18 protein-coding genes are annotated in these 20,842 nt (G+C 71.3%); 8 read left to right on the top strand and 10 right to left on the bottom strand.

The window, feature by feature from the left end; translation table 11 throughout:
- The first annotated feature begins 30 nt into the window (after positions 1-30).
- Genes AB1046_RS20425 through AB1046_RS20435 form a run of 3 tightly spaced genes read left to right on the top strand, consistent with a single transcriptional unit; the run spans position 31 to position 5,608 of the window.
- On the top strand, positions 31-3,330 hold the full coding sequence (locus tag AB1046_RS20425) for a LamG-like jellyroll fold domain-containing protein (RefSeq protein ID WP_369371111.1): 3,300 nt from the start codon (positions 31-33) through the stop codon (positions 3,328-3,330).
- Positions 3,327-4,583: a hypothetical protein gene (locus tag AB1046_RS20430; protein ID WP_369371112.1), complete on the top strand. Its 1,257-nt coding sequence runs from the start codon at positions 3,327-3,329 to the stop codon at positions 4,581-4,583. The genes AB1046_RS20425 and AB1046_RS20430 overlap by 4 nt, the downstream gene beginning before the upstream one ends.
- The gene (locus AB1046_RS20435; protein ID WP_369371113.1) at positions 4,580-5,608 is read left to right on the top strand and encodes an acyltransferase family protein; all 1,029 of its coding nucleotides are present in this window, start codon (positions 4,580-4,582) and stop codon (positions 5,606-5,608) included. Before AB1046_RS20430 ends, AB1046_RS20435 begins: the two co-directional genes overlap by 4 nt.
- Positions 5,609-5,636: 28 nt before the next feature.
- Here AB1046_RS20435 and AB1046_RS20440 read toward each other — a convergent pair whose 3' ends face one another.
- From AB1046_RS20440 to AB1046_RS20455, 4 genes are all read right to left on the bottom strand, one after another.
- Positions 5,637-6,059, bottom strand: a complete 423-nt coding sequence (locus tag AB1046_RS20440) for a LysE family translocator (protein WP_369371114.1) — start codon at positions 6,057-6,059, stop codon at positions 5,637-5,639.
- A gap of 104 nt (positions 6,060-6,163) precedes the next feature.
- Positions 6,164-7,333: a glycosyltransferase family 4 protein gene (locus AB1046_RS20445; RefSeq protein ID WP_369371115.1), complete on the bottom strand. Its 1,170-nt coding sequence runs from the start codon at positions 7,331-7,333 to the stop codon at positions 6,164-6,166.
- On the bottom strand, positions 7,317-8,951 hold the full coding sequence (locus AB1046_RS20450; RefSeq protein ID WP_369371116.1) for a polysaccharide biosynthesis tyrosine autokinase: 1,635 nt from the start codon (positions 8,949-8,951) through the stop codon (positions 7,317-7,319). The genes AB1046_RS20445 and AB1046_RS20450 overlap by 17 nt, the downstream gene beginning before the upstream one ends.
- A gap of 55 nt (positions 8,952-9,006) precedes the next feature.
- Positions 9,007-9,663: a low molecular weight phosphatase family protein gene (locus tag AB1046_RS20455; protein WP_369371117.1), complete on the bottom strand. Its 657-nt coding sequence runs from the start codon at positions 9,661-9,663 to the stop codon at positions 9,007-9,009.
- Between the two features lie 165 nt (positions 9,664-9,828).
- Between AB1046_RS20455 and AB1046_RS20460 the strand changes: the two genes are divergently transcribed.
- The gene (locus AB1046_RS20460; protein WP_369371118.1) at positions 9,829-10,296 is read left to right on the top strand and encodes an adenylyltransferase/cytidyltransferase family protein; all 468 of its coding nucleotides are present in this window, start codon (positions 9,829-9,831) and stop codon (positions 10,294-10,296) included.
- A 128-nt stretch (positions 10,297-10,424) separates the two neighbouring features.
- Positions 10,425-13,157, top strand: a complete 2,733-nt coding sequence (locus AB1046_RS20465) for a UvrD-helicase domain-containing protein (RefSeq protein ID WP_369371119.1) — start codon at positions 10,425-10,427, stop codon at positions 13,155-13,157.
- Between the two features lie 166 nt (positions 13,158-13,323).
- Here AB1046_RS20465 and AB1046_RS20470 read toward each other — a convergent pair whose 3' ends face one another.
- Complete coding sequence (locus AB1046_RS20470) at positions 13,324-13,749, bottom strand: pyrophosphatase (RefSeq protein WP_369371120.1); 426 nt, start codon at positions 13,747-13,749, stop codon at positions 13,324-13,326.
- Positions 13,750-13,934: 185 nt separating this feature from the next.
- On the opposite strand from AB1046_RS20470, the gene AB1046_RS20475 reads away from it, so the two are divergent.
- Entirely contained in the window at positions 13,935-16,061 is a 2,127-nt protein-coding gene (locus AB1046_RS20475) for an acyltransferase family protein (protein ID WP_369371121.1), read from the top strand.
- A gap of 45 nt (positions 16,062-16,106) precedes the next feature.
- Positions 16,107-17,483 (top strand): hypothetical protein, encoded by a 1,377-nt coding sequence (locus AB1046_RS20480; protein ID WP_369371122.1) that lies wholly within the window; start codon positions 16,107-16,109, stop codon positions 17,481-17,483.
- On the opposite strand, the gene AB1046_RS20485 is transcribed toward AB1046_RS20480, so the two are convergent.
- From AB1046_RS20485 to AB1046_RS20505, 5 genes are all read right to left on the bottom strand, one after another.
- Positions 17,428-18,171: a hypothetical protein gene (locus AB1046_RS20485; RefSeq protein ID WP_369371123.1), complete on the bottom strand. Its 744-nt coding sequence runs from the start codon at positions 18,169-18,171 to the stop codon at positions 17,428-17,430. The genes AB1046_RS20480 and AB1046_RS20485 overlap by 56 nt on opposite strands.
- A complete protein-coding gene (locus tag AB1046_RS20490; protein WP_369371124.1) occupies positions 18,168-18,788 on the bottom strand; it encodes a hypothetical protein in 621 nt (206 codons plus the stop codon). The genes AB1046_RS20485 and AB1046_RS20490 overlap by 4 nt, the downstream gene beginning before the upstream one ends.
- Positions 18,785-19,570 (bottom strand): hypothetical protein, encoded by a 786-nt coding sequence (locus tag AB1046_RS20495; RefSeq protein ID WP_369371125.1) that lies wholly within the window; start codon positions 19,568-19,570, stop codon positions 18,785-18,787. Before AB1046_RS20495 ends, AB1046_RS20490 begins: the two co-directional genes overlap by 4 nt.
- A gap of 79 nt (positions 19,571-19,649) precedes the next feature.
- A complete protein-coding gene (locus AB1046_RS20500) occupies positions 19,650-20,192 on the bottom strand; it encodes a Clp protease N-terminal domain-containing protein (RefSeq protein WP_369371126.1) in 543 nt (180 codons plus the stop codon).
- Positions 20,192-20,401 (bottom strand): helix-turn-helix domain-containing protein, encoded by a 210-nt coding sequence (locus AB1046_RS20505; protein ID WP_369371127.1) that lies wholly within the window; start codon positions 20,399-20,401, stop codon positions 20,192-20,194. Before AB1046_RS20505 ends, AB1046_RS20500 begins: the two co-directional genes overlap by 1 nt.
- 75 nt (positions 20,402-20,476) lie before the next feature.
- Here AB1046_RS20505 and AB1046_RS20510 point away from each other — a divergent pair, with 75 nt between their 5' ends.
- Positions 20,477-20,713: a hypothetical protein gene (locus tag AB1046_RS20510; RefSeq protein ID WP_369371128.1), complete on the top strand. Its 237-nt coding sequence runs from the start codon at positions 20,477-20,479 to the stop codon at positions 20,711-20,713.
- Positions 20,714-20,842 lie beyond the last annotated feature (129 nt).

Genomic DNA, 20,842 nt, shown 5'->3' on the forward strand with positions numbered 1-20,842 from the left:
CGGGCCCATTTCTCCCCTTTTGAGGTCCTTGTGTCCCATCGCATCCTGCCCGGCCGGCGCGTCGCCGCCGTCCTCGCGAGCATCACGCTCGTGGTCACCTCGCTCGCGGCTGTGCCAATGGCCTCCGCAGCGCCGACGGCCTCCGCCGCGAAAGCGGTCGCGGCCGACGTCGCCGAGCCGACGGCCGACCCGGCGTCCGTGTCCGCCGACGCGCTGCCGACCGTGCAGGTCGACGGGATCGTGTGGAAGCAGGTCATCGTCGGAAACACGGTGTACGTCGGCGGCGAGTTCCAGAACGCCCGGCCGGCCGGTGCAGCTCCCGGCACGAACCTGGTGCCCCGCACGAACCTGCTGGCCTACAACCTGACGACCGGCGTGCTGATCACGTCGTTCAACCACACGCTGAACGGCAACGTCACCGACCTGGCGGCGTCGCCGGACGGGACGCGGCTCTACGCGGTGGGCGGGTTCACGACGGTCGACGGCGTCACCCGCAACCGCATCGCCGCGTTCAACCTGCCGACCGGCACCCTGAACACGTCGTTCGTCCCGAGCCCGAACGGCAACACGAAGGCCGTCGCGGCCACCAACACCACCGTCTACTTCGGCGGGTGGTTCGGCGGCGTCAACGGCGCCACGCGTTACCGCCTGGCAGCCGTGAACGCGTCGAACGGCGCCCTGCGCCCCGGGTTCGTGCCGGTTGTCGACGACCGGCAGGTGCAGTCCATCGTCGTGTCGCCGGACGAGCAGTCCGTGGCGATCTCGGGGACGTTCACCTCGGTCAACTCCGACACGCAGAACGGCTACGGCATCGCGTGGCTCGACGCCGCCACTGGCGCTACGCGCAACCTCCCGATCAACCACACGGAGATCCGCAACGCCGGAGACAACTCCAGCATCCTGCGCCTGGCGACCGACGGCGAGGCCTGGTACGGCGTCGGCTGGCACTACGGCAGGGGCGGCACTACCGAGGGCACCTTCAAGGCGAGCTGGGCCGACGGCACGCTGATCTGGCTCGAGGACTGCCACGGCGACACCTACGACGTGGCCCCGGTGGGCAATGTCGTCTACACCGCCAGCCACAAGCACTACTGCGGCAACAGCGGCGGGTTCCCGCAGACGAACCCGTGGAACTTCTACCACTCGACCGCCTGGATCAACGAGGTGCGGGGCACCAACACCGAGGACATCTGGGGATACCCGGACCACCCGGGCACACCGCGCCCGGAGCTCCTGACCTGGCACCCCCTGACCGACGTCGGGACGTACACCGGGAAGGAGCAGGCCGTGTGGACGGTCTCCGGCAACGCGGACTACGTGCTGTACGGCGGCGAGTTCCCCCGGGTCAACGGCGTCGGGCAGCAGGGGATCGTCCGGTACGCGAAGCGCTCCAGTGCCCCGAACAACGTGGGCCCGGTCGACTCCGGCGCGACGATCAACCCGACGGTGGCCTCCGTATCGGGGGGTACCGTCCGGCTCAACCTGACCACCACGTGGGACCGCGACGACGAGGCCCTCACGTACCGGATCTACCGCGACACGGAGGCGAACGCGCCCGTCTTCGAGGAGACGATCGCCACCAAGTTCTGGCTGCCGCAGAAGCGGACCGCGCGGGACACCGGCCTCGCGGCCGGCTCGGAGCACAGCTACCGCCTGACGGTCACCGACCCGTCGGGCAACGTGAAGCGGTCGGACTGGGTGCCTGTCACCGTGTCGAGCACTCCGTCCAGCGACTACGCGGACACCGTGGTGCAGGACGGCGCCGCGAACTTCTGGCGCCTCGGCGAGCCCCTGGGGTCGACGCCGACCTACGACTGGGCGGGCGGGGCGGACCTCACCGTGCCGTCGACCGTCCGGCTCGGCACCGCCGGCGCCATCACCGGTGACCCGAACACCGCCGCGACGTTCCAGAACTCCTCGTCGAGCAGGCTCGTCGCTACCAGTGCCAATATCGCCCCCGCGCCGAACACGTTCACGGTCGAGGCCTGGATCAAGGGCACCGGCACCGGCCGGATCGTCGGCTACGGCAACAGCAACAGCGCCACGGGCACCTCCAGCTCCACCGACCGGCTCCTCTACATCGACTCCGGTGGCCGCCTCCAGTTCGGCGTGAACAACGGCAGCAGGCTCACGCTCCGGTCGCCGGCACGGGTCAACGACGGCGCCTGGCACCACGTGGTCGGCACGCTCGGCTCCGGCGGCATGCAGCTCTTCGTCGACGGCGTCCGGGTCGGCAACCGGACCGACGTGACCAACGGCCAGGCCTTCAACGGCTACTGGCGGATCGGCGCCGACACCCTGAGCAACTGGCCCAACCGCCCGCTGCTCGGTGACCGATACACCGGCGTGGCGGACGACGTCGCGATCTACCCGACCGCGCTGTCCACGGCCACCGTGCTGGACCACTACACGGTCGCCGTGAACGGCGGCCGCCCGAACCGGGCGCCGGTCGCAGAGGCGACGGCCGAGATCCACGGCTTCGACCTGACGGTGGACGGCAGCGGGTCCTCCGACCCGGACGGCCCCATCTCGTCCTGGGCCTGGAACTTCGGTGACGGCACAACGGGCACCGGTGCGCAGGCCACTCACACCTACGCCGCACCCGGGACATACACCGTGACCCTCACGGTGTCGGACGGCGAGGGCGGGTCTGCCCAGGACGCCGTCCAGGTCGAGGCCACGGCTCCGGCCGAGTTCGCGGCCGACGACTTCGGACGCGACGTGACCGGCGGCTGGGGCACGGCCCCTGTGGGCGGCCTCTGGACCATCTCGGGCGCTGCGTCGAGCTTCTCCCTCGCCGGGGGAGAGGGCGTCATGGCACTGCCCACGGCCGGTTCGAACCGGAAGGCCCAGCTGCAGGGCGTGTCGGAGTCGGACGTCGAGCTCAGGACGGTGCTGTCGCTCGACGAGATCTCCGACGGCGGCGGAACGTTCGTCTCTCTCGCGGGCCGCACGAGCGGGTTTACCAGCGAGTACCGGGCGAAGGCCTGGGTCAAGTCGACCGGGGCGGTCCAGCTCCAGCTCAACTCGGTCCAGGGCGCGGAGACCACACTGGCCGCCGCGAACATCGCCGGGCTGACCGTCGCGGCCGGTGAGAAGCTCGCCGTGCGGATGCAGATCACGGGTTCGGCGCCGACCACGATCCGGGCGAAGGTCTGGAAGGCAGGTACTGCCGAGCCGGCCGCCTGGCAGCTCACCACGACCAACGCGATACCCGAGCTGCAGGACGCCGGAGCCGTTGGCTACTCGGTGAGCAACGCGGGCAGCGTCACCACGGGCGCGAATGTCGTGCGGCTGGACGACTTCTGGGCAGGGCCGCTCTCGCCGTGACATCCACCCGCGCGGAGCTGGCCCCAGCCCTCCCGTCCCCTCAGGGACGGGAGGGCTGGGGCGTCGCCACTACCGGGCTGGCGCTGCTCTGCGTAGTCCTCACGGGGATGGGCCTGGACTTGTTCTTCGGCCTGACCGCAGGCCTGGCTCTCGCCCTGGTGCTCCTGCCGCTGTGGGCGTCCTCGGTGCGCAGCTCCCGGTGGATCTCCTGGACGATCGTCCTGGCCGGGATCGCGGCAGTCTGGAGCGTATGGCTCACGGTCTGGCACAGCGACTCACGGACCGTGTCTACGTCGGGCCTCCTGGAGTCGGTCTTCGTGGTGCTCGGGCTCGCGTGCGGGATCGGCGCCACCCTCTGGGCACGCGGCCGCACGTCGGTCACCGTGGTGGGAGCCATGTTCGGCATCGGGCTGCTGCTCAGCATCAACCCGTCCGGCGGCACGTTCGCCGAGAACCCCTGGCGCTTCGGGTTCTCGCTGCCGGTCACCGTCATCGTCCTCGCCCTCGCGGCACGGTGGCGCAAGAGGTGGATCGACGTCGTCGCCGTGCTCACGCTCGCGGGCGTCTCGGCGATCAGCGGCGGGCGCTCGACAAGCGCGATCCTGCTCATGGTCGCGCTGCTCGTGGTGTGGCAGTCCTGGGGCAGACCGGCGTCGTCCAAGCTCGGCGCCCTGCGGACGTTGATCCTGTTCGGGCTGCTCGCGTTCGGCACGTACCTCTCGGTCCAGGCCGCGATCCTGGAGGGTGCGCTCGGTGAGAGCGCACAGCTGCGCACCGAGCTCCAGCTGTCGACGTCGGGCACCCTGATCACCGGCGGGCGGCCGGAGATCGGCGCAACCGCGGCACTGATGGCCGAGTCGCCCGGCGGGTTCGGGGGCGGGAGCCTCCCGTCCATGACCGATCTTCTTGTGGCCAAGTCCGGCATGGACGCGCTCGGGTACGACCCCAACAACGGCTACGTCGAGAACTACATGTTCGGCACCGGGTTCGAGCTGCACTCCGTGATCGGCGACCTGTGGGCCTGGTGCGGTATCCCCGGGCTCGCGCTTGCCGCCGTGCTGCTGATCTTCCTCGTCGCGCGCACCGCGGTGCTCACCACGGGAAGAGCCGCCTCCGCGCTGCTCCTGTTCCTCGGCGTCAAGTCGATCTGGAACCTGCTGTTCGCTCCGCTGGAGAGCGCCCTGACCGTCCTCGTCCTCGCCGTGGCGCTGATGGCACCCCTGGTGTGGCCCGTGAGGCGGGCGGCTGAGTGACCAGCGCGCCCGGACGCGAGGTCTGGATCGACGCGGGCCGAGGGATCGCCGTTCTCCTGGTCGTGCTCTACCACGCGGCGCGCTGGTTCGGCGTGGCCGAGTGGGAGCAGGTCAACGACTACGTGTCCTCGGTGCGCATGCCGTTCTTCTTCATGATCTCGGGTCTGCTCGCGTACCGCGTCGGCGCAGCGGGCGAGGCCGGCCTGTCCTGGCGCACGCTGTGGGAGCGGAGGCTGCGCCTCTACCTGTGGGTCTTCGTGATCTGGGAGGGCATCGGCACCGCGTGCTACCTGATCGGGTTCGCCCTGCGCGGCACCCCGCTCGGGTTCGGACCGATGCTGCGCGACCTCCTCCTGGCGCCGGTCCGCCCGCAGTTCGAGCTGTGGTTCATCTGGGCGCTCGCGCTCTTCTGCGTCGTCGCGCGGCTCCTGCGATCCCTCGACTGGCGTTGGCACCTCCTGGGGGCGGCGATCCCGTCGGTCATCGCGTTGACCGACGGCTTCGACCTCGGCAACGTCGGGTGGAACGGCGCGCTCAAGTACTACGTCTTCTTTGTGTGCGGCATGTACCTGCGCCCGCTGCTGCTCCGGCTCGCCCGGACGCCCTGGGGGGTCAGGGCCTCTCTGGTGCTCGGCTGGGCGCTCCTGGCGACGGTCGTCGAGGTGGCGGGGCTCCGATCCGTCGTCGGGGTGTACTTCGTCCTGTGCGTCGCCGGGATCCTCGCCGGAGTCGCGCTCGGGACCTTCCTCGCCCGGAGCGCCGTCCTGGTGCGGATCGGGGCCTCGACGCTGCCGGTCTATCTAGGGCACACCCCGGTGATCATCCTGGGGTCGTCGCTGGTGTTCGCCCTGATCGGGTCGACGGTCCTGCCGACCGCGGTCGGCCTCGTAGTGGTGCCGGTCGCCGCGGCGGCCGCGATCGCGCTCTCGTGGCTCCTGCACAGGTGGACCGCCCCCGGTCCGATGCGCTACCTCTATGTGGTCCCCGAGCGGCTCAGCGGGGGGCAGCGAGTTCCGCGGCGCTAGACGTGCGCGGCACCGCGAGCTGCTCGCCTCAGGCCTTGGCGCCGCCCTGGAGCGCGAGGGTCGTACCCAGGCCCACCATCGCCACCCCGCCGGTGACGCTCATGTGGTCGAGCCGCTTCGGGCTGCGAGCGAACCACGCGCGCGCCTGCCCGGCGAGCAGCGCCACGATCGAGTCCTGGCACAGGGCGAGCAGGCTGAACAGCAGGCCGAGGAAGAGCAGCTGCGGGGTCGCGGGAGCGGCGTCGTTCATGAACTGCGGCAGGAATGCCGCGAAGAACACGATGGTCTTCGGGTTGGTCGCGCCGACCACGAACCCGGCCCAGACCGCGCGCCACGGGCTCGCCGCACGCACCTTGTCGGGTGCGGTCAGGGCGAGGCGGGCGTCGGCGCGGTGCCGGATCGCTTGGACCCCGAGGTAGATCACGTACGCCGCGCCCACAAGCTTGAGCACGGCCGTACCCGCCGGTCACCGCCATAAGTAGCTCCCGTTCGAGTCCTAAGTTTCTCCGCTTTCGAGGGCCTCAAAGAGGAGAAACCTAGGACTCAAAGGGGGTGTCACGTGCCGACGGCGATTACCTCGCGGGAGAACAGCCACCCGTCCGCCTCCAGGCGGGAGTCCTGGCCCGGCAGGGAGGCGCGGACTGCCCGTGGGTCCAGCGGCCTGCGTGCGGCCTCGGCCACGACCGGGGCGAGCAGCTCGCCCACGGAGCCGGCCGGGATGACGCCGTGCCCGGCGCGCCGGAGCCAGTCCGCGATGCCGGTCTCGTCGGTAGTCACGACGGTGCAGCCGTGCGCCAGTCCCTCGACGATGGGCAGGCCCACCTGCTCGCGCCACGCGCCCTGGCGGCGGGACGGCAGCAGGACCACCGAGGCCCGGCGCAGCTCGGCGTGCACGACGTCGCGCGGCGGGTCGGCGATGACCCGGATGCGGCTGTCCGCGCGGGCGGCCTCGTAGGCGTCGTCGAGCAGCGCGCCGCGGCCCACGACGGTGAGCATCGAGTCGGGTACCTGGTGCCGCACCTTCGTCCAGGCGGCCAGCACCGAGTCGAAGCCCTTGCGCGTCGAGAGGTCGCCCAGGAACAGCAGGCGGCCCGGCGTCTTCCCGCCGTCCGCGAGTGCCTTGCCGACCCGGCCGTCGATTCCGCCGTCGACCCCGTAGTCGACCAGGCACTCGCAGACGGCCGGCAGCGCCTCGATGGTGGTCCAGCGCAGGCTCCGTCGCTCGGCGATGCCGAAGACCGTGCCGTAGAGCTGCCTCGCCGTCTGGGTGCCGAACGCCACCCGGTCGAGCCGGGACCACACCCAGCGGGCGAGGACCAGGTCCAGGCGCCGGCCCAGCCGCGGCCACCACGCGGCAGGCTTCGGCAGGGTGTGCGGGTCTAGGTTGCCGATCGCGTAGGCGACGATCCTGGTCCGACGGCGCCGGACCAGGTCGCTCAGGAGCAGCGCCGCCAGGACGGCGGCGGACCTGCGGACGCAGTCGATGGCGGCAGGCTCGTTGATCTCGACGATCTCGTACCCCCGGCGGGCGACGAGCCACGCGCAGCGCAGGTCTCCCGCCGCCTCGGGGCGGACCTTCGCCGCCAGCTCCTCGTCGAAGTCGTAGCGGCTCTCCTGGTACAGGATGTCGGCCGGGGCCAGCGTCAGGGCGCGTTCGAGATGCGCGGTGCGGAGCGTCTTGTAGACGCGCACGTCGCGTGTCCTGCGGTCACCCGGCTCGTTCATCAGCCTTCCCGAGATCGGGAACGACCGCGGTGCCGGGGGCAGGGCTGGGGTGCGGGCCGGGGACAGGGCGAGGGACCGGGCTCGGCACGGGGCGCGGCACGGGGCCGGTGTCGGGAACGGGGGCGGAGCTCGGCTTGATGCCGGGTCCGGGGAGCGGGCCGAGCCCCGCCGCGCTGCCCGGGTTGGGGACGATGCTGATCGCACCCGTGGTCGACGGCAGGCTGAGCGGCTCGTGGCGGCGCATCCCCGGCAGCAGGCGCGGCCATCGGCGTCGGGCAGTGCTGTAGCCGTAGTAGGAACCGCCCGGGCCGGACCGGGGCGCGAACGCGAGGATGAAGCCGAGCACCTTGGCCTCGACCCCGGCGAGCGAGCGGAGGGCCTGGGTGAGCTGCTGCCGCCGGACCCGGCGGGCCCCGGCGACCACAACAACGCCGTCGGCCATCGTGGACAGGATCGCGGCGTCCGAGACCGGGAGCAGTGGCGGTGCGTCGATGATGACTACGTCGTATGCCGCGCGGGCGGCCTTGAGCAGGTCCCGGGTGGCGTCCGAGGCGATGAGCTGGTGCGGGTTGGGCGGGATCGGCCCGAGCGGGAGGACGTCGAGCGGGCCCGGACCGTAGCGCTGGACCAGGTCCTCCATGGCGGACCGGCCGACCAGCACGGTGGTGAGCCCGGCGGCGTCCTCCAGCCCGAGCGTCGGCGCGATCGACGGGCGCCGCATGTCGCAGTCGATCAGCAGCACGTGGCTGCCGCTCTCGGCGTAGGTCGAGGCGAGGTTGATCGCCGTCGTCGACTTGCCCTCGCCGGGCACGCTGGAGGTCACGACGAGGACCCGGGCCGGCGTCGTCGCGTCGACGAACGACAGGTTGGTCTGGATGCGCCGGTAGGCCTCCGCGCGGGTGCTCAGCGGATCGTGGGTCGCGGGGACCCGGGCGGCCTTGCGCCGGACCACGGGGATCGCCCCGAGCAGGGCGGTGCCCTCCGACACCGCCTCCAGGTCCTGGGCCGAGCGGACCCGGGTGTCGAGGACCGCCCAGAGCAGGACGAGGGCGACGCTGAGCGCCAGGCCCCCGCCGCCGCCGGCGGCCACCAGCAGGCGGGTCCTGGGGGCGGACGGGAACCGCGGTACCTCCGCCGGGGACACGATGTTCACCGCGACGACCTGCTCGCCGGTCGTCGCCGCGGGCGACAGGTCCACGACGGTGTCCGAGAGCTGCTCGGCGACGGCGTTCGCGATCAGCGCGGCACGCTCAGCTGCGCCGTCGACCACACTGATCTCGATGATCGAGGTGTTGAGCGGCGAGTCGGCGGTCACGGCGGCGGCGAGGTCGCGGCTGTTCGCCTCCGGGCCGAGGTCCTGCGCCACGGGGTCGAGCACCACCGGCATGTCGGTGAGCGCGGCGTACGACTCGATCAGGTTCTGGACGTAGGTGGAGCCCTGGAGCAGGTCGCTGGTGGACTCACCGGTGTTCAGCGAGACGTAGACCATCGCCGTCGCTGTGTAGCTGGGCGGCGTTGATGCGGCCCAGCCATAGGCAGCGAGCGCACCGAGGAGCGCCGTGGAGACGATCACCGCCCATCGTCGGCGCAGTACGCTTGCGTAATCGGCTAGCTCCACGTCCTGCCTCCTTTTGTTGGTCTGTGTGATCTATGTGGACTGGTGCCTGGGTAGCTCAGGACTTGCCGAGCTGCGACGAGTGGCGCGGCTGAGCGAGCGGTTGGGGACCGGAGCGCGGCTTCGGCGCACTCAGGAGCCAGGGTTGCCTGCCGGTGCCGAGCACACCGCACACGGTGTCGGTGGCCGACGAGATGCGGTCGAATGCGCGGCGGAAGGCCTTGTCGCCGCGGCCCCAGGGATCCTGGATGTCGAGCTCCCGTTTCCACGCCGAGTGGTTCAGGCGTTCCTGGCTCACGAGCTCCGGCACCCGTGCCCAGCGGGTCGCGTCGTCGGTCGCCGCGCGCGGGCCGGGCGAGGTGCTCAGGACGTGGGCGAGCTCGAGCAGCGTGAACGTCCGCCGTACCGCCTCGGGGACGGCCCGGACCACCGCGGAGCGCTGGGCGCGCGTCATCGTGATGATGACGGTGGCCGTGCGGATCATGTCGGGGGTGAGCTGGCGGGCGGAGAACTGGCTGCTGTCGAGTGCGCGCGCCTGCAGCAGGGCCGCCATGCGGGGCTCGATCGGCTCGTCGACCCGGGCTCGGACGCCGGCGCTGCTGACCTGGACGGACCCGTCGGTCCGGGAGATCAGCAGGCGCGCCAGAACGGGGGAACGACAGATGTTCCCCGTGCACACCGCAAGGACGCTCGTAGCCATGGTGGTGCTCAGCATGCCTTCGCATATGCCCCGGTAACAGCCGAACGGCCCATTTTCACCCGAAGGTCACCCGGACACGTCACCCACACGTCATCCGGACGGCGTCGAACAGCGGGTGAACTGCACGTTCACCCGCTGTTCAGGAGGCGCCGGAGCCCTTGAGCCTCCTAGCCTCACACCATGACAGTGGTCGGCTATGCCCCGGGTGCCTGGGACCTGTTCCACGTGGGACACCTGAACGTTCTTCGGCACGCGAAGGACCGTTGCGACTACCTGGTCGCAGGGGTCGTCGACGACGACATGCTGGAGCTCGCCAAGGGCCGCCGTCCGGTCGTACCGGTCATCGAGCGCGCCGAGATCGTGCGGCATATCGCGTACGTCGACGAGGTGTACATCGAGACGCAGCCGGACAAGGTCGAGACCTGGCGCCGTCGCCCGTTCGACGTGTTCTTCAAGGGCGACGACTGGAAGGACACCGACAAGGGCCGTGACCTGGAACGACGGTTCGGCGATGTCGGCGTCGACGTCGTGTACTTCCCGTACACGGTGCACACCTCCAGCACGGCCCTGCGGCGTGCGCTGGATCTGCTGGACGGCGGCCGGTCGCACACGGTGCCTGGTCGAAAGGCCGTGCCCGGCCGCGAGTAGGTTCCGGTCGGAAGTGGCTGCGCCCGACGCCGGCGGTGGGTCGGTCTGGGAGAAGGCCTGACGCCACTGCTGGGGACACGGCCTCGGACGGGGTCGAGTGTCGGTGGTGACGCCTAGGCTTAGGGGCGATGACTTCCCTCTTCGACAGCCTCTCTCTGCCCGGCCTCGATCCCGCGACGCCTGGCGATCCGGCGCGCCTGCCGCGCACCGCTCCGCGCTGGGACGACGACGGCGGTGGCGACCCGGGCGAGGCGGCCCTTCCTGCCGAGCCGGACTGGCTGGCGGGCCTGCCGCACGAGTCCGAGGCGCCGCGCGCCCAGGGGGCCTACGCGCACCTCAACCCGGACGAGCTGCTGGACGGCCTCAACCCGCAGCAGAAGGCCGCCGTGGTGCACGAGGGTGGGCAGCTGCTCATCGTGGCGGGCGCCGGATCCGGCAAGACGCGCGTGCTGACGCACCGCATCGCGTACCTGTTGGCGACCGGCCGGGCGCGGGCGGGCCAGATCCTCGCGATCACGTTCACCAACAAGGCCGCAGCCGAGATGCGCGAGCGCGTGGAGTCCCTCGTGGGCCCGGCGGCGAACCGCATGTGGGTGTCCACGTTCCACTCGGCATGCGTGCGGATCCTGCGCCGCGAGGCCACGACGCTGGGCCTGCGGTCGAGCTTCAGCATCTACGACGCCGCGGACAGCCAGCGCCTCATCACGCTGGTCACGCGCGAGCTCAACCTCGACCCCAAGAAGTACCCGGCCCGTGGGCTGTCGAACAAGATCAGCGACCTCAAGAACGAGCTGGTCGACCCCGAGACCTACGCACGGCAGACCGGGGCCAACGCCACCGAGGAGGCGCTCGCCGAGGCGGCGGCGGCCCAGGCCGGCGGCATCCGGCGGCCGTGGGGCGGGCAGTCGGCGGACGAGCGCAACACGACGGCGCCCAAGTTCGACCAGGTGCTGGCCGACGTCTACACCCGCTACCAGGCGCGCCTCGCCCAGGCGAACGCGCTGGACTTCGACGACATCATCATGACCACGGTGAACCTGCTCCAGGCGTTCCCCAACGTCGCGGAGCACTACCGGCGCCGGTTCCGGCACGTCATGGTCGACGAGTACCAGGACACGAACCACGCGCAGTACACGCTGGTCCGGGAGCTGGCGGGGGTCGGCACCGAGGACGACTCGGGGCTGGACCCGGCCGAGCTGACGGTGGTGGGCGACTCCGACCAGTCCATCTACGCCTTCCGCGGCGCCACCATCCGCAACATCCTCGAGTTCGAGAAGGACTACCCGAACGCCACGACCATCCTGCTGGAGCAGAACTACCGCTCCACACAGAACATCCTGAGCGCCGCCAACGCGGTGATCTCCCGCAATGCCGGCCGCACGCCCAAGCGCCTGTGGACCGACTCGGGCGCCGGGGCCAAGATCGTGGGCTACGTGGCCGACGACGAGCACCAGGAAGCGCGGTTCGTCGCCGACGAGATCGACAAGCTGGGCGACGCCGAGGGTGTGCGGCCGGGCGACGTCGCGATCTTCTACCGCACCAACGCGCAGTCGCGGGCGCTCGAAGAGGTGCTCGTCCGGGTCGGCCTGCCGTACAAGGTCGTGGGCGGCACGCGGTTCTACGAGCGCCGCGAGGTCAAGGACGCGGTCGCCTACCTGCGCGCTCTGGCCAACGAGGACGACGACGTGAACCTGCGCCGCGTCCTCAACGTGCCCAAGCGCGGGCTCGGGGATCGCGCGGAGTCGCTCGTCGCCTCGTTCGCCGAGCGGGAGCGCACCTCGTTCGGTGCGGCGCTGGAGCGCGCCGACGAGATCCCGGGGATGACCAACCGCTCGCTCAAGCCGCTGCTCGTCTTCCGCGACATGATGCGCGAGCTGCGTGCCCTGGTCGACCAGGGCGCCCCGCCCGCCGAGGTGCTGGGCGCGGTGCTCGACCGCACCGGCTACCTCGCGGAGCTGCGTGCGAGCGACGACCCGCAGGACGAGGGCCGGGTCGAGAACCTGGCCGAGCTGCACGCCGTCGCCGTCGACTTCGGGGAGACCGATCCCGAGGGCTCCCTGGCGGACTTCCTGGAGCGGGTCTCGCTCGTCGCGGACAGCGACCAGATCCCCGACGAGGACGTGGCGGACGGCGCGGCCGAGGCGGCGCCCAAGGAGAACCAGGGTGTAGTCACGCTCATGACCCTGCACACCGCCAAGGGCCTGGAGTTCCCCGTCGTCTTCCTCACCGGCATGGAGGACGGCACGTTCCCGCACATGCGCTCGCTGCACGACGACGACGAGCTCGCCGAGGAACGCCGCCTCGCCTACGTGGGCATCACCCGGGCCCGCGAGCGGCTGTACATCACGCGGTCCTCGGTACGCGCCGCCTTCGGCATGGCCAACGAGTTCCCCGAGAGCAGGTTTCTGCAGGAGATCCCCGAGGAGCTGTGGGACTGGCGGCGCCGCGAGTCGTCGACGGCAGCGATCCGGGCCGGCCGGGGCGGCTGGAGCGGTGGGTACGGGTCCGGGGGTTACGGGTCTGGCGGCCGCGGGTCCGGCGGGCGCGGCTCGGGTACCGGCTCGACATGGTCCGGCGGTCGGTCGGATGCCTCGCGCAACGGCCCGGTGACGTCGTCGTCGGGCAACGAGCCGACCAACACGTTCGCACCGCAGAAGAAGCCGGGCGCGAAGAGCGGGTTCGGCGGGATCAACGTCCAGAAGGACATCCCGAACCTCGAGATCGGTGACCGCGTCACGCACGACTCCTACGGTCTGGGCACCGTCGTTGACGTCGAGGCCAACGCCGTGGTCAAGATCGACTTCGGCACCAACGGCACCAAGCGCATCGCGCTGAAGTACACGGCGGTCACCAAGCTCTGAGGGCTCGGCGACTTCGGTCACTTGATGGTCAGCCCCTCTGACTTCGGTCGGTTGCTATGAGATCGGTCAATTAACCGACCGATCTCATAGCAACCGACCGAAGTCGCGGTGTACCGCGTGCAACTGACCGATCTCGCGCGGTCGGCCAGCTTCACATTCCGGGCTCTCAGCTGATTCCCTCGCGGTCCTGTGGCTCGACCAGGTGTCGCCAGCGGAACCACTTGCGCTGCAGCTCGGCCTCGACGTCCACGTCGAAGCGGCGCGCGACCAGAAGGAGCTGCCCCAGAACGTCGACGATCTCGCCCCGGAAGTCGGCGGCGATCTCCTCGGCGGACTTGCCCCGGTCGCGTGACCGGTGGGTGTGCGCGAGGAATGCCTGGACCAGTTCGCCCATCTCCTCCTGGAGCTTGAGGATCAGCCAGTCGTCGGTGCGTTCCACGTCGAACAGCCGCTCGTAGACGCGCGAGATCACCTCGATCTCGTCGGCGAGCGCGGCCAGTCCGGCCGGAGGGAGCGCGGTGGGGCCATCTGCCGTGCCCGGGGCCGCGATATTAGCCGCGTGCTGAGATGCGTCCTGGGGTGCATCAGGCAAGCGCGCGGCGTTGGATGATGCGGCGTCCGATGACACGGGACTCGATGGTGCGGATTCTATAAGGGGGAGCCTGCCAGCGCAGCACGTCCTCGTGGTACCAGCGTGTGCGTACTGACCCGGTCAGCCTCGCAGCGGTTCGGCCAGCCCACTTTCTCGTGAGTGTCCGCTTCGGTACGGTCCGTTGCATGGCTCTGACCGGCTTTGTGCGGCGCGGTGAGGCTCGGCACGCCGGCCGCACCGTGTCCGAGCAGACCCATGCCGTGTCGGTGGCAGACGGCGCGACGAAACCCAGCCGTTCGCCCGACGTCGGCCCGCACGGCCAGCCCACCGCCGGCTCGCGCAGACTGCCTACCGCCGGACGACACGGCCAGTCCGCCGCCGGACCGCAAGGTCCCCGCATCCCGGGTCTCGACGGGCTGCGGGCGTTCGCCGTCCTCGGTGTGGTGGCGTTCCACCTGGCGCCCTCCTGGGTGCCGGGCGGGTTTCTCGGTGTTGACGTGTTCTTTGTGCTCAGCGGGTTCCTCATCACCACCCTGCTGCTGCGCGAGGTTACGGCCACACGCTGGATCCGGCTGCCGCGATTCTGGGTGCGCAGGGCGCGTCGGCTGCTGCCGGCGCTCGCGCTGGTGCTGGTCACGAGCATCCCGGTGGCGCGGCTGGTCGAGCCGGACCTCACCGTCGGGATCGGACGCCAGCTCCTGGGGGCGCTGACGTTCAGCACCAACTGGGTCGAGATCGCCGCGGGCACCGACTACTTCGACGAGTCGCAGCCGGAGCTGTTGCGCATCCTGTGGTCGCTCGCGATCGAGGAGCAGTTCTACCTGGCCTGGCCGGTGCTGCTGGTGATCCTGCTGATCACCGTCCGCTCCGCGGCCTGGCGGGTACGGATCGTGACGACGGCGGCGCTCGTCTCCGTGCTGGCCATGACGCTCCTGTTCACGCCGGTGCACGGCCCGGGCGTGGATCCGACCCGGGTCTACTACGGCACCGACACCCACGCGTTCGGACTCCTGCTCGGCGCCGCGATGACGCTGCGCTGGGCCAAGTCCTCGCCCGTGTTCCAGGGCGTGCGCGCCCGGCTGCTCCCGCCGCTCGCGCTGGCCGGGCTGATGGCGATGTTCCTCCTGCTGCGCAGCGACTCACCGCTCACGTACCCGCTCGGGCTGCTGGCCGCGTCCCTGCTCGCCCTCGTCCTGGTGCTGGCCTGCGACGCGGCGCGCACCGAGCCCACCTGGTTCACCGCCGTGCTGGAGGCACCCGCGCTGCGGTGGGTGGGGGAGCGGTCGTACGGGATCTACCTGTGGCACTGGCCCGTCGCCTGCATCGTGACGGCGGCCGTGCGGGCGCAGCCCGGCACCACGTGGTGGGGGGCAGGGATCGGCCTCTCGGTGGTGCTGACCGTGCTGGCCGCCGCGGCGTCGTACCGATGGGTGGAGCTGCCCGTGCGGCGCCTCGGCTTTCGCGGCGCCACCCGGGCGATGCTCAGCGCGGTGCGGGCGGCCGCCGTCGGGCCAAAGGGCGTGGTGGTCAGGACCGTCGTGGTGCTGTCGGTGCTCGCTCTTGTCGGGTCCGGCGCCGCCGTCGCGTACGCACCCGAGCGGACGGCGACCGAGCTCGCCATCCAGGCAGGCCTTCAGGCCGGTGCCCAGGCCGGCTCCGGCATCCGGCCCGACGTCGTCCCCACCACGGGGGACGGGCAGCCGGGCGCATCGGGACGCCCCGGCGAACCCGCCGCGGCGTCGCGCACCGGAGCGACGCCCGAGCAACCGACGCCCGAGCAACCGTCCGATCAACCGACACCCGAGAACCTGCCCTTCGGGGCGGACGAGGGCGCGCACGTCTCCGCGTTCGGCGACTCGGTGCTCGCGGCGGCCACCCCCGCGATCCTGGCGCGCTACCCGCGCGCCCACGTCGAGGGCGTCGTGAGCACCGACTGGCTCGATGCCGAGCGGCTGATCCGGACGGCGCAGCGCGAGGGCCGGATACGGGACACGGTGGTACTGAACTTCGGCACCAACGCGGGCTTCCAGCTCGACGGGTCGGTCGACGCCGCCGAGCGGGTCCTCGACCTGATCGGGCCCGAACGCCGGGTGGTGCTCGTCAACACCGTCGGCATCAGCTATTGGGTGCCCGATGCGAACAAGACCCTCGCGCGCATCGCCTCGGGCCGGGCGAACGTCGAGGTGGCGGACTGGCACGCGCTCGTCGACGAGCACCCCGGGCTGCTGCACGCTGACGCGACGCACCCGAACCTGGACGGCGTCGAGGCCTACACGGACCTGGTGGAGAGGTCGTTCGCGACTCTGGAGTGACACGGCTTGGCGCCCACCGCCCGCTTTAGGCCACTATGTGTCGCCATGAGGATCCTCGTCTCCGCGGCCAGGTTGTTCGCGGCGCACTGGCCCGCGCTCCTGACGCTCGGCCTGCTCGGCGTCGCCGTGCGCAACGGCGCCATGTGGGGCGCGGTCGAGCTCAGCCAGTGGAACTCGTTCGTGGCCCAGCTCCTGCTGATCCTGAGCCCGCTCGGCTACCTCCTGCCGGTCATCGGGATGCTGTGGGTCTGCCGCGACTCCCTGCCGAGCCTGCGCGAGCCGAGCCAGCCCAAGCCGAGCCCGCGCGGCCCGGCCCCGCGGCCCCCAGGCCAGATACCAGGCCAGATCCCCGGCATGCTGCCCACCGCGCACGCCCCGCTGATGCCGTCGGAGGGACGCGAGCGGCGCCTCATCGACATCGCCCTGTCGGTGCTCGTGCCGTTCCTCGTGGTCTACGAGGTCGAGGGCCTCATGGACGCCGACCGCGCCCGGTTCGTCAACGAGGCCGCCGCCGACGAGCTGTTCAACGACGCGTTCTCCGCGCAGGGCGTCGACTTCACCTCCCGGCTCGGCGTCTGGTCCGGCTGGACGCTCGTCGCCATCGTCCTGGGCGCGTTCGTGCTGCGGTGGGGGCTCGGCCGGCTCGAGGGCCGGCTCGGCTTCCTCGGCATCGCCGTGCTCGGCGGCTGCATCGAGATCTACTGGACCAACCAGGTGGCGGGTCAGATCCAGGCGATCGAGCGGGGCCTCTGGTACGTCGCCGAGGACCGGCAGCTCGTGGCCGCGGCCGTCGGCACCGTCGGCGCCGCGCAGGAGTCCGTGGGCGAGACCGGCAACGCCGCCGCCGGCTTTGTCGTCGACGGGATAGTCACGGTCTTCGAGTCGCTCGACGTCGTCCTCGTCGCGCCCCTGGCCTGGCTCGCGATCGGCGCCGTCGTGCTCGGGCACAAGCTCATGGAGCCGCCGTCGACCGAGCACCGCTGGCTCGACCGGATGACCTGGCTCCCGGCCGGCCTGCGCTCGATCCTGGAGTCGCTCACCGAGGACCTCCGCGCCCGCTTCTCCGCCCTGGGGGACGGCGTGAAGATGATCTTCCGCGGCGGCCTCGGCCCCATGCTCGTCTTCTGCCTGGGCTACCTCGTCATCATGCGCGTGCCGTGGGGCCTCGGCTGGCTCGTGCGCACCGTGACCGGCCCCGTGGAGAGCGCCACGTGGCTCGCGTTCAGCCCCATGGAGTCGGCCGCCGGGCTGGCGATCGCGCTCGCGCTCGCGGCGGCGCTGATCGCGGCAACGGTCGAGGAGCTGGTTGAGCGCGGCCTGGTGGTCCGCGAGGACGGTACGCGGGACGACGACGCTGCCGGTTCACCTACAGTTCGATCGTCACGTACTCCGGCCCGCCGAACCCCAGCCGTACCTGCGTGATCTCCGCTTCGGGGTCGGCGAGCACGTACGACGTGACGTCCCACTCCGGCTCCTCGCTGACGAAGCCCGCCGCGTCCGGCGTCGAGCAGCGGTTGGAGCTGCCCAGCACGTCCGTGGCCGAGTCCCCGTACCGCGTGCCGTCCGCGGACACGAGGGTGATCTGGCACAACGACAGGTCGGTCTGCGGCTCGGCGGCGAAGTGCACCTGCACCTCGTACACGACCGACCCGTCCGGGACCACCACGGGGTCGCCCCAGCTCGGCGCGGGCAGCTCTTCCACCTGCTCGACGCCGGTGACCGTCGCGTCGATCTCGCGCAGCACGTAGGTGTCCGCCCGCTCCGGCACGTCCAGCCCGAGGTCGTAGTACTCGCCCGCCAGGTGCGCCGGCTCGCCCATCGCGACCCGGTCCACCTCCAGGTGCAGGCCCACGGGCCACCAGAACGACCACACCCGGAACGAAGACGCCCCCGCGGCCGCCACGATCGCCACCGGCAGCAGCACCAGCCAGACGACGTTGCGCCGCCACCAGCCCTTGCGCCGCACCGGCGCCGGCACGTCGGGCGGGATCATCCCCGGCAGCATCCCGGGGCGCAGACTCGGCGCCGGCCCCTGCCCGTAGCCCTCTCCGAACCCCTGGCTGTATCCCTGCTCCGGGCCCGACGCCGCCGGGGTCACCAGCGTTGTCATCCCTCGCTACCTCCCGTGCTCGCCGTGGCAAAGCCCGGCTCCTCGAGCGACACGGTCTCGGTCGCCTCCCACAGCTCGTCCACCTCTGGCCCGGAGATCCCGAGGTCGACGACGGCGACTGCGTCGCGCCGCTGCCCCGCGTGCTCCTCGGCCTGATCGCCGCGGGCGAGCCGTATGGTCGCCCCGTCCAGCGCGTCGCGCGGCACGTCGAAGCAGTAGGTGGTGTGCCACGTGTACCCCGGCTGGGCGCTGGTCGACGTCGAGCAGCCGGCCTGGTTGGTCGGCCAGAACGTGCGGCCCTGCGCGTCCGTGATCTCGGCGCCGCTGAACGCCGTCTGGCCCTGTGTGGCCCGCCAGGTCGCGTCCACCACGACGAACGTGCCTCCCGCGACGGCGCCCTCCGTCAGGCCGGTCAGTGTGTCGGCGACCCGGACCTCGGTCACGGTGAGCTCCGCGTAGGTGAGGTCGAGCGTCTCGCCGACCGCGCCCTCGACGACGAACGGTGTCTCCACGGTCGCGTCCTGCGGCACGTACGTCACGAGCGCGCAGCCTGCGGCCACCCCGCCGACAACGAGCGCCGTGCCCTTCCAGGTGATCCGACGACGTCTGTGCCTCACGCCTGCCCTGCCTCGTCTGCCTCAGGCTGGTCGGTGTCGACCGGGATCTCCCCGTGGAACGTCACGGTCTCGCCAGGGAGCCAGTAGTTGTTGTCGAGGCTCAGGGCGCTCTCCTCGATCCACTCCGGCTCCAGGATGTCGAGCGAGATCGTCTCACCCGACCAGTCGCCGCTCTGCTCCCAGATCAGCGCGACCCGGTGGGTCACCCCCGGGTTGAAGATGCTGACGCTCGTCGCGTCCTCGACCCGGAGGACCGTCGCGGACGGAAGCTTCGGTTCCTCGGGCTCCGCGGGTTCTGCGCTCGCGGACGGGTCCGCCGACGGGTCGGCGTCGGGGGCGTCCCCGGCGTCGGCCTCCGCTCCCAGGTCGGCACCCAGCTCATCGAGCGGCGTCTCGGGCACGATCCCCACGTCCTCGGGCGCGGGGATCGCGCTGGTGAGCGTGACGCCGTACTCCGGCACCTCGCCGGTGTTGGTGACGTCCGCGACCACGGCGAGCAGGTGGTTCCCGGGCTCCGGCACGATGTAGGAGAGCTCGTCCGCCGTGGCGGCCTTGACGACGGTCACCTCGAACGGGCCCACCTCGACCGGCGTGCCGGCCACGAGCGGGTCGGCCTGCGCCTCCACCTCGCTCCATGCTCCGAACGGGGAGATGCCGACGAGCGCGGCGACGATTCCGGCGACGACGCGCTGCGGCGTCGACATGTCGTCGGCGACGGTCGCGACCAGGCGCCGGGCGAGCCGGAACGCCATGTCGGGTCCGTCATTTCGGGCATGCTTCATGGCACGAGATCGTAGCGGCGCATTACGGACCAACCGGGCGCATGTCCAGCACCGAAGTTGGGTGGACAGCGGAGGTCCGTCACGCCGCCTCGCTTGCGCCCTCCGCGAGGTGCCGGACCTGCTCGAGGTCCGCGCCGACGTCGGACAGGATGCGGCGGGCCGGCGAGTCGCCACGGGTCAGGCCGAGCAGCAGGTGGCCGCCGTGGATCTCCTTGGAGCCCAGGCGGATCGCCTCGCGGAGCGCGAGCTCCAGCGACTTCTTCGCGTCGGGCGTGAACGGGATGTGCTTGCGGCGGCCGCGCAGGATGCGGCCCGCGCGGGTCAGCGCCCCCTCGCCGAAGGTCGCCTCGGTGCGGCGCGTGACCTCGTCGAGGTCGATGCCGACGGCGGCCAGCGCGGCCGGGTCGAGCGCGTCGCCCGCCTCGATGCTCGCCCGGGCGCGCCGGACGCCGTCGGCCACGTCCAGGCCGCTGTCCGCCAGGGCGGAGCGGGCGGGGCCGTTCTGCTCGGCCAGCGCCACGAGCAGGTGCCGGCTGTCGATCTGGTCGCTGTGTGCGTCGCGGGCGACCAGCTGCGCGTCGACGACAGCGGAGCGGGCGTCCTTCGTGAACCTCTCGAACATCAGATCCTCCTGTTGTGCTTCTTGTGGACGGCTTGCCGGGAGACGCCGAGGGCGTCGGCGATGTCCTGCCACGACCAGCCGAGGCGCCGCGCACGCTCCACCTGGAGCGTCTCGAGGCGCTCGGCCAGCTCACGCATGGCCCGGACGGCGCGCAGGCCCGCGGCGGGGTCGTCCCCGGCCGCGGATGCGACAAGTGCTTGTTCGGTCATGTGTCAACTATGGTTGACGCCGCCCAGCTCTGTCAACCCATGTTGACGCCCGCGCCCACAACCGGGTGCGCAGCTGTGTTCGGCGAGTCGTGGGCGCGGATGAACGGCTGCCAGACCGGACCGCGCGTCGAACCGGTCACCGAGCACGTCACCAGCGAGACATACACCACATGCCGCGGGCGGGCCGACGTCGTCCTCTACAAGGTAGCCGGGGGCACCCACAGCTGGCCCGGCGGTAACGACGACACCGCAACTCAGGAAATTTCCGCGACAGAGCTGATCTGGGAGTTCTTCACGCACTATCGCAGGTGACCGCACCCCGCACGTCGGACGGGCTCCCAAACCCCGGAATATCGCCGATTCTTTACACCGCCACCGTTCGGAAGCAGGGGCGATCCGGGGCTACCCTGTACCGGGATGTCTTGACGTCGAGACATCGCC

The sequence above is a fragment of the Promicromonospora sp. Populi genome (genome assembly GCF_041081105.1).
Taxonomy (GTDB): domain Bacteria; phylum Actinomycetota; class Actinomycetes; order Actinomycetales; family Cellulomonadaceae; genus Promicromonospora.

Bases quoted from the DNA above. Each gene is read 5' to 3' on its own strand.
- AB1046_RS20445 (WP_369371115.1), bottom strand. From the start codon at position 7,333: ATGAACGAGCCGGGTGACCGCAGGACACGCGACGTGCGCGTCTACAAG.
- AB1046_RS20455 (WP_369371117.1), bottom strand. From the start codon at position 9,663: ATGCTGAGCACCACCATGGCTACGAGCGTCCTTGCGGTGTGCACGGGG.
- AB1046_RS20460 (WP_369371118.1), top strand. From the start codon at position 9,829: ATGACAGTGGTCGGCTATGCCCCGGGTGCCTGGGACCTGTTCCACGTG.
- AB1046_RS20465 (WP_369371119.1), top strand. From the start codon at position 10,425: ATGACTTCCCTCTTCGACAGCCTCTCTCTGCCCGGCCTCGATCCCGCG.
- AB1046_RS20475 (WP_369371121.1), top strand. From the start codon at position 13,935: ATGGCTCTGACCGGCTTTGTGCGGCGCGGTGAGGCTCGGCACGCCGGC.
- AB1046_RS20480 (WP_369371122.1), top strand. From the start codon at position 16,107: ATGAGGATCCTCGTCTCCGCGGCCAGGTTGTTCGCGGCGCACTGGCCC.
- AB1046_RS20485 (WP_369371123.1), bottom strand. From the start codon at position 18,171: ATGACAACGCTGGTGACCCCGGCGGCGTCGGGCCCGGAGCAGGGATAC.
- AB1046_RS20495 (WP_369371125.1), bottom strand. From the start codon at position 19,570: ATGAAGCATGCCCGAAATGACGGACCCGACATGGCGTTCCGGCTCGCC.
- AB1046_RS20500 (WP_369371126.1), bottom strand. From the start codon at position 20,192: ATGTTCGAGAGGTTCACGAAGGACGCCCGCTCCGCTGTCGTCGACGCG.
- AB1046_RS20505 (WP_369371127.1), bottom strand. From the start codon at position 20,401: ATGACCGAACAAGCACTTGTCGCATCCGCGGCCGGGGACGACCCCGCC.